Genomic DNA, 14,393 nt, shown 5'->3' on the forward strand with positions numbered 1-14,393 from the left:
ATCCCCAATGGCCGGCAAATGGTCATCGGGGTGCCGTTCATCTGGCTGTTCCTGTTCTTCATGCTGCCGTTCTTCATCGTTCTGAAGATCAGCTTTGCCGAAGCCGATGTCGCGATCCCACCGTACACCGAGATCTACACCTACGCCGAACAGAAGCTGCAACTGCTGCTGAACCTCGGCAACTACGCGATGCTCGGCGACGACGAGCTGTACATCGCCGCCTACCTCGGCTCGCTGAAAATGGCCTTTATCAGCACCGTGCTCTGCCTGCTGATCGGTTACCCGATGGCCTATGCCATCGCCAGCGCCCGCAAAGAGCTGCAAACGGTGCTGGTGCTGCTGATCATGATGCCGACCTGGACGGCGATCCTGATCCGCGTCTACGCGTGGATGGGCATTCTCAGCAACAACGGTCTGCTCAACGGTTTCCTGATGAGCATGGGCCTGATCGACGAGCCGCTGCAGATCCTCAACACCAACCTCGCCGTGTACATCGGCGTGGTCTATTCGTACCTGCCGTTCATGATCCTGCCGCTGTACGCTAACCTGGTGAAGCACGATCAAAGCTTGCTGGAAGCAGCTTCCGACCTCGGTTCGAGCACCTTCAACAGCTTCTGGAAAATCACCATTCCGCTGTCCAAGAACGGGATCATTGCCGGTTGCATGCTGGTGTTCATTCCGGTGGTGGGCGAGTTTGTGATTCCGGAACTGCTCGGTGGCCCGGAAACCCTGATGATCGGTAAGGTGCTGTGGCAAGAATTCTTCAACAACCGCGACTGGCCGGTGGCGTCCGCGCTGGCGGTGGTGATGCTGGCGATCCTGATTGTGCCGATCATCCTGTTCAACCGCAGTCAGGCCAAGGAAATGGAGGGTAAAGAATGAAGCGCTTCCGTTTCTCCAGCCTGATGCTGGTATTGGGTCTGCTGTTCATCTATCTGCCGATGCTGATCCTGGTGATCTACTCGTTCAACGCCTCGAAACTGGTAACGGTGTGGGGCGGCTGGTCGATCAAGTGGTACGTCGGCCTGCTCGACAACTCGCAATTGATGGGCTCGGTGTTACGCTCGCTGGAAATCGCCTGCTACACGGCGGTTGCCGCGGTGGCGCTGGGTACGCTGGCGGCATTCGTGCTCACGCGTATCACCCACTTCAAGGGTCGCACGCTGTTCGGCGGCCTGGTGACTGCGCCCTTGGTGATGCCGGAAGTGATCACCGGTCTGTCGCTGTTGCTGCTGTTCGTGGCCATGGCGCAGATAATCGGCTGGCCGCAGGAACGCGGCATCGTCACCATCTGGATCGCCCACACCACGTTCTGCGCGGCGTATGTGGCAGTCGTGGTGTCGGCGCGCTTGCGTGAGCTGGACCTGTCGATCGAAGAGGCGGCGATGGACCTGGGTGCACGGCCGTGGAAGGTGTTCTTCCTGATCACCATCCCGATGATCGCACCGTCGCTGGCAGCGGGCGGGATGATGTCGTTCGCGCTGTCGCTGGATGACCTGGTGCTGGCGAGCTTCGTGTCCGGCCCGGGTTCGACGACCCTGCCGATGGAAGTGTTCTCGGCCGTGCGCCTGGGCGTGAAGCCGGAAATCAACGCCGTGGCCAGCCTGATTCTGCTGGCGGTGTCGCTGGTGACCTTCCTGGTGTGGTTCTTCAGCCGCCGTGCCGAAGAAGCACGCAAGAAAGCCATCCAGCAAGCCATCGAAGAGAGCGCGGCTGATTCGTGGAAGCAACCGGACGCACGTCGCGCGCCTGCGCCACAGACCGTGTGAGCCGACGGGGTGGTCTCATTCCCGAGGCCAACCCAAATCAAAATGTGAGAGCGGGCTTTTGTGGTGAGGGGATTTATCCCCGATGGACTGCGCAGCAGGCCTTTTTTTTTGGGGTCGCTTCGCAACCCAACGGGGATAAATCCCCTCGCCACAAGGCCCAGTTCCAAATCTGGTTTTAAGCAGTCCAGGGAGACTGCCGGATGACCTCGACGAAGTTCATCGGTTTGAACCCCGGCTCCTGATCCACCAGCACATCGGTCTTCACATTGCCGAACGTGGTCTGCGGACGATGACGCAGGCCGTCGGCAAACGCGCAGATGATGCACTCCTTGAAACCTTCCCCGCGTGGATGCGCATGCACCACGGCTTCGCGCTGCACGCTGCTGAACGCCGCGTAATCCATGCCCAGCACGTCCATTTCCACCCCGGCTGTGACCAGCGCGACGGTCGGGCGCAGATGCTTGGGCACGCCCGGCGTGGTGTGCAATGCGATCGACAGCCAGACTTGTTCGATATCGTCTTCGCTCAGCCCGTAAGGCTTGAGAAAGGCTGCCGCGGCATTCGCGCCATCGACTTCGAAGCGCTCGTCATCGCTGCGATGACCTGCGACCAGACCAAGGTCGTGGAACATTGCGCCGACGTACAGCAGCTCCGGGTTATAGGCCAGTTGCTGGCGCTCGCCGCTCAAGGCACCGAACAGAAAAACCCGGCGCGAGTGGTGATAAAGCAGGTCGGATTCAATGTCGCGGATGTATTCGGTGGTGGCCCGGGCGAGGGCGCTATCAGGGATCTTGATGCCGGCGATGGTGCTAGTCATAACGGTTTCCTCGTCGAAAACGCCGTCGTGGCGCTGCTGGAGAAAGTCTGTTCCCGGCGCGCATAGCGAACAATCGAGGCATGGCTGCGATCCTTGCCAATCCACCTGCAAATCGTGCCAGGCTCGCTTGTCGGGTGTGGATTGGCTAGGGTGACCCGGGCAACAAGCCAGGTACGGCCCATGTGGGAGCGGGCTTGCTCGCGAAGGCGGTGTGTCATTCGACAGCTATGTTGCGTGTGACGGCCTCTTCGCGAGCAGGCTCGCTCCCACAGGTTTGTGTGTTTGTCACAGGTATTGAGGACATTTGAGTCATGAGCAAAGCCGTCGCCATTGTGGTGTTCCCCGGCGTGCAGTCACTGGACGTCAGCGGCCCCATGGACGTGTTCGCCGAAGCCAACCGCTTTCTTGCGCCGCAGGATCACTATCGGCTGGAAGTGATCGGCGTCGAGCACGGGGCGATGGCCTGTTCCAATGGACTCAGCCTGCATGCCCACCGCCATTTCAGCGAATCTACGCAGGCCTGTGACCTGCTGCTGGTCGCCGGTGGACCGCAATTGCCGTTCATGGATTTTGGCCCCACATTCGACGCTTGGTTGCGTGAAGCCTGTGGCCGCGCCCGGCGTTTCGGCTCGATCTGCAATGGCGCGTTCATGCTCGCCCGCGCCGGTTTGCTCGAGGGGCGCACCGTCACCACGCACTGGAACGATGCCGACGCGTTGGCGCAGTTGTGCCCGAGCACGCGGGTCGAGGCGGATCGTCTGTATGTCGAGGACGGCGCGCTCTACACCTCGGCCGGGGTCACGGCGGGCATCGATCTGTCGCTGTACCTGCTGGCGCGCGACCACGGCGCCGAGGTGGCGCTGAGCGTGGCGAAACGGCTGGTGGTGTTCACCCAGCGCTCGGGCGGGCAATCGCAGTTCAGCCCGTTCCTCACGCCGCATGCCGAACCGACGTCAGCGGTGGCGCTGGTGCAGTTGTATGTGCTGGCCAATCTCACTGGCGATCTGACGATTGCCGACCTGGCCAATGCGGCGAACATGAGTGCGCGCAATTTCTCCCGGGTGTTCGCGCGGGAAGCCAAAGTGACCCCGGCGGAGTTCGTCGAACGGGCGCGGGTGGATGCGGCGCGGGTCATGCTGGAAAGCACCACGGCGCCGTTGAAGACTGTGGCGTATCAGTGCGGTTTTCGTGATGCGCAGCATATGCGCAGTGTGTTCAACCGCAGATTAGGCGTGACGCCGCAGCAGTTTCGGCTGAATTTTGCCGTGAAGCTTTGAGTTTCCGGTTGCTGCTGATGGCCTCTTCGCGAGCAAGCTCGCTCCCACATTTGGAATGCAATCTCCTGTGGGAGCGAGCTTGCTCGCGAAAGGGCCGGTGCAGATTGCATCAATCTATTGCGCAGCCCGCGCAGGCAACAGCTTCAACGTACTGCGCGTATTCGCCAGCACCTCTTCCTCGCTGAAATGCGCCTGAACATAAATCCCCTCCACATACGCCTCGGCCTGGTCGTCATAGTGACTGTCCAACGGTACGCCACTCTGGCCGACCGGGTTGATCGTCAAGCCATGCACCGGATCGGCAAAGTCCACCAGACGCCGGGTCGACGGCCCATAAGTCACCGGCCACGGCGCCGGGCCGATCTTCGCCGAGAGGTTGTTCGGCACTTCGTGGCTGCCCGGCGCTGCGAACGGGCCGACGTTAAACAGGCGATCCAGCGGCTTCTGCTGCCCCAGCGGATGGCCGTGAGTCAGGGTGTGCGCCGCGCCCCACTGCCAACCGGCCACGTTATCGCCGAGGGTGAGTTTCAGATGCGCCATGCTTGCCGCCCACGCCGTGCGCACGACATCGGCGCGGGTTTCTTTGGCTGGCGTGCTGCGATTGTCCCACCACGGTGAATCCGCCTTCGCCGCCAGGCGTGGCAAGGCGGAATCGATCACCCGCGTCGACAGCATCGTTTCGAAAAAGTCATTGCCCAACTCATCGCGCATCGCCGCGTCGGCAAGGTCGTAGAGGAACTGGTTGAACACCGTCGCGCTGACCGAATCCAGCGGATAGTCGCCGGGCCATTGCGCCAGTTGCTCGACCAGTTTGCGTTGCGCCGGATCGCTCACCACTTCACGCAACACCGGCAGCAGCGGCGCCAACAGACGCGGTCCATAACTTGTCGCCGTGCCCAGTTGCAGTTTCTGGTTGGCCTCGTTGCTCCACTTCACCCGGTCGTCGCTGAGTTGACGATCGAGCTGCTGGCCGCGATCGGCAAGGTTGTAGTAACCGGGAATCTCCATGCCGGTCGGCGACACGGGCTGGAAGTTGGCCGAGACGATATAGCCCCGCGCCGGGTTCTCTTCCTGCGGGTTGGCGCTGAACGGGTAGTAACCCTCCTTGTCCGCCTGATTGGTGCTGCCATCGAGAATGAATTCCGGTTTCACCCCGGCCGGCCGCTTGGGCAGCAGCGCCGACGCCCACCAGGCGATATCACCTTTGGCGTTGGCGTAAATCAGATTCAGCCCCGGTGCCTGGACCCTGGCCGCAGCCGCGCGGGCCTTGGTCAGGGTGTCGGCACGGTTGAGCTGGTAGAAGCCTTCAAGGATCGGGTTCGGCGTTTCCAGAAAGGCCCACCACATGGCGATCGGTGTTTTCCCGGCAGCAGTGCCCAGCGCATCGTTGACGATCGGCCCGTGCGGGGACTGGCGCAGGGTTATCGTCACCGGCGCCTGTCCCTTCACATTGATCTGCTGCTCGCTCACGAGCAGGTCGGTCCACTGGCCGCGATACCAGACCTGATTGGTATTGTCCGGGTTGACCTTCTCGGCGATCAGGTCGAGATCGTCGTTCTGGAACATGGTCAGGCTCCAGCCGAAATCGAGGTTGTGTCCCAGAAACGCGAACGGCACCAGCGCCTGATGATGGCCGTACAACTCGAAACCCGGCGCCGACAGCTGCGCCTCGTACCACACCGACGGCACCGAGAAACGGATATGCGGATCGCCGGCCAGCAATGGCTTGCCGCTCTGGCTGCGGCTGCCGGCAATCACCCAGGCGTTGCTGCCCTCAAACTGCGGCAGGCCGTTGTCGAGCAGCGCCTGTTCTCTGAGGCGGGCGAGGGCGGTGAGGTCCTGCCAGTCGCCGGCGGCGAGGGCCGGCGCGTGCCGGGTGTGATCGGTAGCCAGAACGCCTTTGGCCTGCCAGTCCAAATCAAAGACATTGAGGTAATCGGAGCCGAGCTGATCGCGCACGTAGGTCAGCAGCGGCTCGGTGCGAAACGCGGCGGCAAAGCTGTAGGCCATGTAACCGGCGACGCTGATGCTGTCTTCTGCCGTGAACGGCCGCTTGGGGATGCCCAGCACGTCGAACTCGATCGGCGCGGCGTGGCTGTCCTGATATTGGTTGATGCCGTCCAGATAAGCTTGCAGGCCCTTCCACGCCGGCGACTGCCTATCGAGGCTGGCGACGTAACTGGCCGCGCGCTCGCGGATGCGCAGGCTGCGAAACAGCTTATCGGTGTCGAGCAGCTTCGGCCCGAGCACTTCGGCCAGTTCACCGCGGGCGAGGCGGCGCATGGCTTCCATCTGGAACAACCGGTCCTGCGCGTGGACATATCCGAGGGCGCGATAGAGGTCGGTTTCGTTCTCGGCGCGGATATGCGGCACACCGCGCTCGTCGTAGCGCACGGTCACCGAGCCTTGCAGATTGCGCAGCTCGACCTGGCCCTGGCGCGTTGGCTGCTTGCTGTAGATATAGCCGCCAACGGCGCAGAGCAGGACAACGATGAGCAGGGCAACAACGGTGAACGCACGCTTCATGGTGACTCCTTGTGCAGGCGGGAGGGCCGCCCATCGGGCTGCAAACATTTAGCACAGAGCATCTGTGCGCTGCAGCGCTGTCCTTGAAAAGTCCGGAATGCCTTACTTCGCGTCCGCCGGCCACGGGCAATAACACCCCACCGCCAGCGTATGCGTGGCATTGACCGGGCGATCCTCGGTCAGGGCATGCAGGATCGGTTCGATAAAGCTGTTGCTCGAGTTGCAGGCCAGACCTTCGCTGTACGGGCCGAAGTATGCAAGTTTGCCGCTGCGATCCCAGATCGCCACGGCGGGACTGGCGGGTATTTGTTCGGAGCCGGGCAGGACGATGATGGTTTTCAGGCTGGCGAGGGTGGCGGGCAACTGGCCGTGGCTGCCGGGCTTTTGCACGGCGAAGAACTCCACGCCGCGAGGACCGAACTGTTCGACCATCTCGCTCAGGTGCTGTTGATTGCCGACGTTGCACGGGCAAGCCGGGTCCCAGAAGTGCACCAGGCGAATATTGCCCGGCCCGGCGAGGTTGCCCGGCAAGCGCAGCGGGTCACCGGAAAACACCGCGGTGTGCTCGCTGAATGCACGCAGATAGCGGCCCTGAAACCAGTCATACGCCGCCCACAGCACCCCGGCGCAGATCAGCGCGAGCAGGCTGGCGAACAGTGCGGTGCGGTACGGCGAACGCATGGATTGACTTCCTCAGAGGCGGGCTAGCTTGCCATGTCTGTCTCTACAGATGAATATCGCAGGCCGATAAAGTCCGTTTACCGCTCTGGAATGCCCGCATGCCTGATACTTTCGACCCCGATCATTTACGCGCGAGCCTCAAGCCGTTGGCCGAGTGGCAGCCGTTATCGGATGAGGCGAAGGCTTATCAGCGCTTCTACAAGACCGACTTCGTCGAGCGCGATGTGTGGCGCGGCATGGGTCGTTTCGAAGTCGATGGCTACGAGCTGGTCAGCCATTGCTGGTGGCCGGAGAAGGTCAAGGCGACGCTGTTTCTGCTCCACGGTTATTACGATCACATCGGCCTGTACCGGCATGTGATCGAGTGGGCGCTGGATCAGGATTTCGCCGTGATCGCCTGCGACTTGCCGGGGCATGGTCTGTCGAGCGGGCCGCGGGCGAGCATTCGCGATTTCGCCGAATATCAGCACATGCTGCAGGCGCTGTTTGCCGAAGCTCATTCGATCACGCTGCCGCAGCCGTGGCATTTGTGTGGGCAGAGCACCGGTGGGGCGATTGTCGTCGATCATCTGCTTAATCATGGCGAGAACAGTCCGGCGCAGGGGCAAGTGATTCTGCTGGCGCCATTGGTGCGACCAAGGGCGTGGGGCTGGTCGCAGTTGAGTTATTACCTGCTGCGGCCGTTTGTACGCGGTGTGGCGCGACGCTTCAGCGAGAACTCCAACGATCCGGATTTCCTGCCGTTTCTGCAGGCCGATCCGTTACAGCCAAGGCGTCTGCCGACGAAATGGGTGGGCGCGCTGTCGCGCTGGATCATTCGCGTCGAGCACGCGAAAAAAAGCCCGCGACGGCCGCTGATCATTCAGGGGCAGGCGGACATGACGGTCGATTGGCAGCACAATCTGCAGGTATTGAAATGGAAGTTCGACCGCCCGCAGATTCTGCTGTTGGCCGAGGCACGGCATCACCTGGCCAATGAGACGGCGGAGATGCGTGAGGAGTATTTCGAGTTCTTGAGCAAGCGGATCAGGGGCCGAAACCTTTAGCGCTTGTGAGGGCCTCTTCGCGAGCAGGCTCGCTCCCACAGGGGAGTTGGGCTGTTCACAAATTTTGTGTCCGCTGGAGACCCAATGTGGGAGCGAGCCTGCTCGCGAATGCGGTCTGTCAGGCAACGAAGATCACTGGCCGACCGCCAACCCCGCCCGAATCGCCGCCAGTGCCGCCTGATAATAAGCCTTGCCCTCGGTCGACTCGGCAAACGTCGCAAACTCTTCCAGCTCTTCATCCGACAAATCGCGATAAACGTAGAGCAGCGTATTGTTCAGATCCGCGCCGATCTGATCCATCAGCCGCTGGCGCTGACCGTTCAACATGCCCTGTGCCTGACCGCCACCGAGCAATCCCGGGATCATCGAACTCAAACTGTCCGCCGCTACGCCGGCAATCGCCAGACTGACCTCGGCGCCAGCTTCACGGGCCGGCAGTGCCTGAGCGAGATGGCCGATGATCAGCAAACGACTGTCGCTCGCCTGCATTTTTGGCAGGCCCTGGGCATTTTTTGCCAGTTGATCGCGACGAGTCGCTAGCAACTCGGCGGCGACGATTTTCTTGCCCAGCGGCGACTGGAAGAAGGTCAGCGCCGGTTTCGGGTCGGCGAGTTTCTGCCGCAGTTGCGCTTCGGCGCGTTGATCCATGGCCTGTGCGGCGAAGCGCTGGTTGCTATTGTTGACCAGCGCCTGAAATACCGCAGGCGGCAGGCTGTTCTGATAGCGCTGCTGAGCGGCGCTCAGGGCATCGTTGAAATGCGCGCGTTGTTCTGGCCAGCCGGCGACCTTGTACAACTGATCGTGGCCGTCCGCCCAGGCGGGCAATACGCAGAACATCAACAGTGAAAAAAGCAAACGGCGCATAGGGACTCCTGTCAGCAGCGGACTATTGTCCGTGCGGTGCCGGTACTTGTCGAGAATTCGTAGCAAGGCGCTGCATGGCTCTGTCGGATTTGTTGCCGTCGGCATACTATGCGCGCCATGCCGATATCCTCTGAACACCCGCTGCTGTTACGCATTGTCGACGACCTGGCCGAACACGGCTGGTCGCAGCAGAACATCTTCCTGCCCGCCGATCTGACCCGGGCGCTGGCGGCCGAGTGCCGTAAACGTGAAGCCGAAGGTGAGCTGGCGCCGGCAGCGGTCGGTCGCGGGCCGTTTTCGGAGATTCGCGAGGGTATTCGCGGCGATCACATCCAGTGGATCGACCCGGGTCAGGCCGAGGCCACCGACCGTTACCTGAGCCTGATGGACAGTCTGCGCGAGGCACTCAATCGCGGCTTGTTTCTGGGGCTTGAGGATTTCGAATGCCATTTCGCCCTGTACCCGCCCGGCGCGTTCTACCTCAAGCACGTTGACCGCTTTCGCGATGATGACCGGCGCATGGTGTCGGCGGTGATCTATCTCAATGACGCCTGGCTGCCGGAGGACGGTGGCCAATTGCGCATGTACCTGGGCGAGGAACGCGTGCATGACGTACAGCCGACCGGCGGCTGTCTGGTGGTGTTTCTCTCCGGCGAAGTGCCCCACGAAGTGATGCCGGCCCATCGCGAGCGCCTGTCGCTGACTGGCTGGTTCCGTCGCCGTGGCAACGAGCCGTTCTGAACATGGAAAAGATCCTGGTCAGTCGCTGCCTGTTGGGCCATCGCGTGCGTTATGACGGTGGTGCGAGCGGGCCGTTTGATCTGCTTGAGCAGTGGATCGAAGAAGGGCGCGTGGTGCCGTTGTGTCCAGAGGTGGCCGGTGGATTGCCGACGCCGCGGGCGGCGGCTGAGATTCCGGGCGGGCAGGGCGGTGAGGTGCTGGATGGCATTGCTGCTGTGATCACTACCGATGGCAAGGATGTCAGCGCGCAGTTTCTCGAGGGTGCACGGCAAGCGCTGGAACTGGTGCAAAAGCACGGCATTCGGGTGGCGGTGCTCAAGGCCAACAGTCCTTCTTGCGGGAATCTGCTGACGTATGACGGCACGTTCAGTGGGGTCAGAGTCAGTGGCGAGGGGGTGACGGCGGCGTTGCTCAAGCGTCATGGGGTTCGGGTTTTCAGTGAGCTTGAGCTGCCGCAAGCCGCGCAGGCCCTGGCCCGACTCGACTAAAGCGCCAGCACCAATTCAACTGTAGGAGGCTGACGAGTGAAACGAGGCTGCGATCTTTTGATTTTTTGAATCAACATCAAAAGATCGCAGCCTGCGGCAGCTTCTACGGTTCGGTGAACCACTTCTTCGACAGCGCCGCCAAACGCCCATCCGCCTTGATCCGTTCCAGCGCGCTCTTGAGGCTGGCCTGAAACGCCGGATTACCCTTCTGAAACGGTATCGCCAATTCCACCGGCGCTGCCGCTTTCGGCTTCGCTTCGGTCAACGCCTGCACCAGCACCATCGGCCGCGGCGTCTCGTCCTTCTTCGCCAACAACTGCCCGTCGACCTGGCCGTACGGCTCGCTGAAGTCGAAACGATCCTTGAGTTCGGGTGTCAGTGCTATGTGGTTGAGCGCGACGTCGTACTTGCCGCTTTCAACGCCCTGGAGCAGGTCGCCCTCGTCGGTGACGATGAAGTCGGCGCGTACATCCAGCTCGTTGGCGATCAGTTGCCCAAGCTCGACCTCGAACCCCGTGAGGGTGTCGCCCTCCTTGTAATTGAAGGGCGGTGTATTAGCCTCAAGGGCTATGCGCAGCTCGCCACGGTCGTTGACGTCATCAATCAGTTCGGCGTGAACCAGCGGGCTCAGAAGGGGTAGCAGGCAGAACAGGCCAGGCAGCAGGCGCATGGTCACTCCTTTGAAATCATTATCGCGACGCTCTGATTCAGGCTCGCTTTGCTATGGTTGTCGAGTGCCTTCGACAACGAATGGTCATGAAGTTGTCATGACCGTGCGGATTTTACGGAAAAACTGGAGAAGAAAATGAAAAGCTTTTTGTCACGTGCAGCGTTGGCCGGTGTGCTGATGGGTGTTTCGGTGCTGGCCAGTGCGGCGACGCCGGCGCCGAAAGATGCTGAAGTGTTCATCGTTTCTCCCGAGGATGGGGCTACCGTCTCCCAGGAATTCAAGGTCAAGTTCGGCGTCAAGAACATCGCGCTGGCCCCGGCGGGTGACACCACCAAGAACACCGGCCACCATCACCTGCTGATCGACGTCGACGACCTGCCGGCCGAAGGCGCGCCGATCCCGACTGACGCCCACCACATGCATTTCGGCAAGGCGCAGACCGAAGCCACGATCAAACTGGCTCCGGGCAAGCACACCTTGCAACTGATCCTCGGCGACAGCGGCCACATGCCGTTCGACCCATCGATCGTTTCGGAAAAAATCACGGTTAACGTGAAATAAAAAAAGGGAGCCCTGCGGGGCTCCCTTTTTTTATTCAGCTTCGAGTGGCTAGCTGCAAGCGGCAAGTAACGGCACAGCGCTTTCACTTGCCGCTTGTAGCTTGCGGCTTGTAGCTGCTTTTAGAAAAGCACCCGACTACGGATAGTACCGTTGACGTGTTGCAGCTTCTCTTGCGCCAGCTCGGAATATTCGGCGTCGACGTCGATCACCACATAGCCGACTTTCTCGTTGGTCTGCAGGAACTGACCGGAAATGTTGATGCCGTTTTCGGCAAAGACCTTGTTGATCTCGCTCATCACACCCGGGATGTTCTCGTGGATGTGCAGCAGGCGGTGCTTGCCAGGGTGAGCCGGCAGGGCCACTTCCGGGAAGTTCACCGACGACACCGAAGTACCGTTGTCGCTGTACTTGACCAGTTTCTCTGCCACTTCCAGACCGATGTTGGCTTGCGCTTCGGCGGTCGAGCCACCGATGTGCGGGGTCAGGATCACGTTGTCGAGGCCACGCAGCGGGCTTTCGAACTCTTCGTCGTTGGAGCGTGGTTCCACCGGGAACACGTCGATGGCTGCGCCGATCAGGTGCTTGTCCTTGATCGCGTCCGCCAGGGCGTTGAGCTCGACCACGGTGCCGCGCGCGGCGTTGATCAGGATGCCGCCCTTCTTGATTGCACGGATTTCCTTCTCGCCGATCATCCACTGAGTGGCGGCGGTTTCCGGTACGTGCAGGGTGACGATGTCGGACATGCCCAGCAGCTCGTGCAGGTTGTTGACCTGCGTGGCGTTGCCCAGTGGCAGCTTGGTCACGGTGTCATAGAAGAACACCTGCATGCCCAGGCCTTCAGCCAGCACCGACAGCTGCGTGCCGATCGAGCCGTAGCCGACGATGCCCAGCTTCTTGCCACGGATCTCGAACGAGTTGGCGGCGGACTTGATCCAGCCACCACGGTGGCAGGAGGCATTTTTCTCAGGGATGCCGCGCAGCAGCAGGATCGCTTCGGCCAGTACCAGTTCCGCTACGGAGCGGGTGTTGGAGTACGGCGCGTTGAACACGGCGATACCGCGCTCGCGGGCCGCACTGAGGTCAACCTGGTTGGTGCCGATGCAGAAACAGCCGACCGCGACCAGTTTCTTCGCGTGATCGAAGATCTCTTCGGTCAGTTGCGTGCGCGAGCGAATGCCGATGAAGTGAGCGTCAGCGATCTTTTCCTTGAGCTGGGCTTCCGGCAAGGAACCAGTCAGGTATTCGATGCTGGTGTAGCCCGCCGCCTTGAGGACGTCGACAGCCGATTGGTGGACGCCTTCGAGAAGAAGGAACTTGATCTTGCTCTTATCGAGAGAAGTCTTGCTCATCTGCGTAAACCTGTATCCCGGAGAAAAATGGCAGGGAGGGAGCAGCCTGGAGCTGACCCGCACGGCAACAAAGCCGTCACCGCGGATCTGGCCTTGGGCACTGTCCTGCGGGGTCGGTATGCTAGCATAGCCACCCCGCTAAACACTCATTCCTGCGACGTGAAGCGTTCTCAGGATGACCATGAATTGTTCGAGAGTTCTGTCGATGACCAATCCTGCGCTGATTGATGAACTGAAGACCCTGGTTGAGCCTGGCAAAGTCCTCACCGACGCCGACTCCCTGAACACCTACGGCAAGGATTGGACCAAGCATTTCGCCCCGGCGCCGAGCGCCATCGTGTTTCCCAAGACCATCGAGCAAGTGCAGGCCGTGGTGCGTTGGGCCAACACCCACAAGGTCGCACTGGTGCCGTCCGGCGGGCGCACCGGGCTGTCCGCCGCAGCAGTGGCGGCCAATGGCGAAGTGGTGGTTTCGTTCGATTACATGAACCAGATTCTCGACGTCAACCTCACCGACCGCACCGCCGTGTGCCAGCCGGGTGTGGTCACCGAGCATCTGCAGAACGTCGCCGAAGAAAACGGCCTGTACTATCCGGTCGACTTCGCCTCGGCGGGTTCCAGCCAGGTTGGCGGCAATATCGGCACCAATGCCGGCGGAATCAAAGTGATTCGCTACGGCATGACCCGCAACTGGGTGGCCGGCATGAAAGTCGTCACCGGCAAGGGCGACGTGCTCGAGCTGAACAAGGACCTGATCAAGAACGCTACCGGTTACGACCTGCGTCAGCTGTTCATCGGCGCCGAAGGCACCCTCGGTTTCGTCGTCGAAGCGACCATGCGCCTCGATCGCGCGCCGAAAAACCTCACGGCGATGGTCCTCGGCACCGCCGATTTCGATTCGATCATGCCGGTGCTGCACGCCTTCCAGGGCAAGCTCGACCTGACCGCTTTCGAATTCTTCTCCGACAAGGCCTTGGCCAAGGTCATGGGCCGCGGCGACGTGCCGGCTCCATTTGAAACCGAGTGCCCGTTCTACGCCTTGCTGGAATTCGAAGCGACCACTGAAGAAGTGGCCAACAGCGCGCTGGAAACCTTCGAACACTGCGTCGAGCAGGGCTGGGTGCTGGACGGCGTGATGAGTCAGAGCCAAACCCAGCTGCACAACTTGTGGAAGCTGCGCGAGTACATCTCCGAAACCATTTCCCACTGGACGCCGTACAAGAACGACATCTCGGTGACCGTCTCGAAAGTGCCGGCGTTCCTGCGCGAAATCGACGCGATCGTTGGCGAGCACTACCCGGATTTCGAAATCGTCTGGTTCGGCCACATCGGCGACGGCAATCTGCACCTGAACATCCTCAAGCCCGAAAACCTGAGCAAGGACGAGTTCTTCGCCAAGTGCGCCACCGTCAACAAGTGGGTGTTCGAAACGGTCGAGAAGTACAACGGCTCGATCTCGGCCGAGCACGGCGTGGGCATGACCAAGCGTGATTACCTGACCTACAGCCGCTCGCCGGCCGAGATCGAGTACATGAAAGCGGTCAAGGCAGTGTTCGACCCGAACGGCATCATGAACCCGGGCAAGATTTTCCCGGTTTGATCGG

At 61.1% G+C, this 14,393-nt stretch carries 14 protein-coding genes; 8 read left to right on the top strand and 6 right to left on the bottom strand.

The features are described 5' to 3' along the window. Together ACMYUN_RS16250 and ACMYUN_RS16255 are read left to right on the top strand one after the other, a co-directional pair. Positions 1 to 882: an ABC transporter permease subunit gene (locus ACMYUN_RS16250; RefSeq protein WP_178083722.1), complete on the top strand. Its 882-nt coding sequence runs from the start codon at positions 1 to 3 to the stop codon at positions 880 to 882. Then, positions 879 to 1,769 carry an ABC transporter permease subunit gene (locus ACMYUN_RS16255; protein ID WP_415761126.1) on the top strand — a complete coding sequence of 297 codons (891 nt, stop codon included), beginning with the start codon at positions 879 to 881 and terminating at the stop codon, positions 1,767 to 1,769. The genes ACMYUN_RS16250 and ACMYUN_RS16255 overlap by 4 nt, the downstream gene beginning before the upstream one ends. A 175-nt stretch (positions 1,770 to 1,944) precedes the next feature. Here ACMYUN_RS16255 and ACMYUN_RS16260 read toward each other — a convergent pair whose 3' ends face one another. After that, positions 1,945 to 2,586, bottom strand: coding sequence for an HD domain-containing protein (locus ACMYUN_RS16260; protein ID WP_310403310.1), 642 nt, complete (start codon positions 2,584 to 2,586; stop codon positions 1,945 to 1,947). 311 nt (positions 2,587 to 2,897) lie between these two features. Between ACMYUN_RS16260 and ACMYUN_RS16265 the strand changes: the two genes are divergently transcribed. Further along, positions 2,898 to 3,863, top strand: coding sequence for a GlxA family transcriptional regulator (locus ACMYUN_RS16265; RefSeq protein WP_415761127.1), 966 nt, complete (start codon positions 2,898 to 2,900; stop codon positions 3,861 to 3,863). 114 nt (positions 3,864 to 3,977) lie between these two features. Here ACMYUN_RS16265 and ACMYUN_RS16270 read toward each other — a convergent pair whose 3' ends face one another. Next, positions 3,978 to 6,389: a penicillin acylase family protein gene (locus ACMYUN_RS16270; RefSeq protein WP_415761128.1), complete on the bottom strand. Its 2,412-nt coding sequence runs from the start codon at positions 6,387 to 6,389 to the stop codon at positions 3,978 to 3,980. 102 nt (positions 6,390 to 6,491) lie between these two features. Then, a complete protein-coding gene (locus ACMYUN_RS16275; RefSeq protein ID WP_415761129.1) occupies positions 6,492 to 7,070 on the bottom strand; it encodes a DUF6436 domain-containing protein in 579 nt (192 codons plus the stop codon). Positions 7,071 to 7,168: 98 nt separating this feature from the next. On the opposite strand from ACMYUN_RS16275, the gene ACMYUN_RS16280 reads away from it, so the two are divergent. Then, entirely contained in the window at positions 7,169 to 8,116 is a 948-nt protein-coding gene (locus ACMYUN_RS16280) for an alpha/beta hydrolase (RefSeq protein ID WP_039757480.1), read from the top strand. Positions 8,117 to 8,248: 132 nt separating this feature from the next. On the opposite strand, the gene ACMYUN_RS16285 is transcribed toward ACMYUN_RS16280, so the two are convergent. Then, the gene (locus ACMYUN_RS16285; protein ID WP_024014712.1) at positions 8,249 to 8,980 is read right to left on the bottom strand and encodes a DUF2059 domain-containing protein; all 732 of its coding nucleotides are present in this window, start codon (positions 8,978 to 8,980) and stop codon (positions 8,249 to 8,251) included. 108 nt (positions 8,981 to 9,088) lie between these two features. Here ACMYUN_RS16285 and ACMYUN_RS16290 point away from each other — a divergent pair, with 108 nt between their 5' ends. After that, entirely contained in the window at positions 9,089 to 9,721 is a 633-nt protein-coding gene (locus tag ACMYUN_RS16290) for a 2OG-Fe(II) oxygenase (RefSeq protein ID WP_073470999.1), read from the top strand. A gap of 2 nt (positions 9,722 to 9,723) precedes the next feature. Further along, positions 9,724 to 10,209, top strand: coding sequence for a DUF523 domain-containing protein (locus tag ACMYUN_RS16295; RefSeq protein ID WP_415761130.1), 486 nt, complete (start codon positions 9,724 to 9,726; stop codon positions 10,207 to 10,209). A gap of 103 nt (positions 10,210 to 10,312) precedes the next feature. Here ACMYUN_RS16295 and ACMYUN_RS16300 read toward each other — a convergent pair whose 3' ends face one another. Next, entirely contained in the window at positions 10,313 to 10,879 is a 567-nt protein-coding gene (locus ACMYUN_RS16300; protein ID WP_415761131.1) for a transporter substrate-binding domain-containing protein, read from the bottom strand. A gap of 135 nt (positions 10,880 to 11,014) precedes the next feature. Between ACMYUN_RS16300 and ACMYUN_RS16305 the strand changes: the two genes are divergently transcribed. After that, positions 11,015 to 11,440 (top strand): DUF4399 domain-containing protein, encoded by a 426-nt coding sequence (locus ACMYUN_RS16305; protein WP_024014708.1) that lies wholly within the window; start codon positions 11,015 to 11,017, stop codon positions 11,438 to 11,440. A gap of 119 nt (positions 11,441 to 11,559) precedes the next feature. Here ACMYUN_RS16305 and serA read toward each other — a convergent pair whose 3' ends face one another. Further along, the gene (gene serA / locus ACMYUN_RS16310; protein ID WP_415761132.1) at positions 11,560 to 12,789 is read right to left on the bottom strand and encodes a phosphoglycerate dehydrogenase; all 1,230 of its coding nucleotides are present in this window, start codon (positions 12,787 to 12,789) and stop codon (positions 11,560 to 11,562) included. Between the two features lie 205 nt (positions 12,790 to 12,994). Here serA and ACMYUN_RS16315 point away from each other — a divergent pair, with 205 nt between their 5' ends. Beyond that, entirely contained in the window at positions 12,995 to 14,389 is a 1,395-nt protein-coding gene (locus ACMYUN_RS16315; RefSeq protein WP_415761133.1) for an FAD-binding oxidoreductase, read from the top strand. The last annotated feature ends 4 nt before the right edge of the window (positions 14,390 to 14,393 follow it).

Source organism: Pseudomonas sp. CP4 (assembly GCF_047758505.1).
Taxonomy (GTDB): domain Bacteria; phylum Pseudomonadota; class Gammaproteobacteria; order Pseudomonadales; family Pseudomonadaceae; genus Aquipseudomonas; species Aquipseudomonas fluorescens_AO.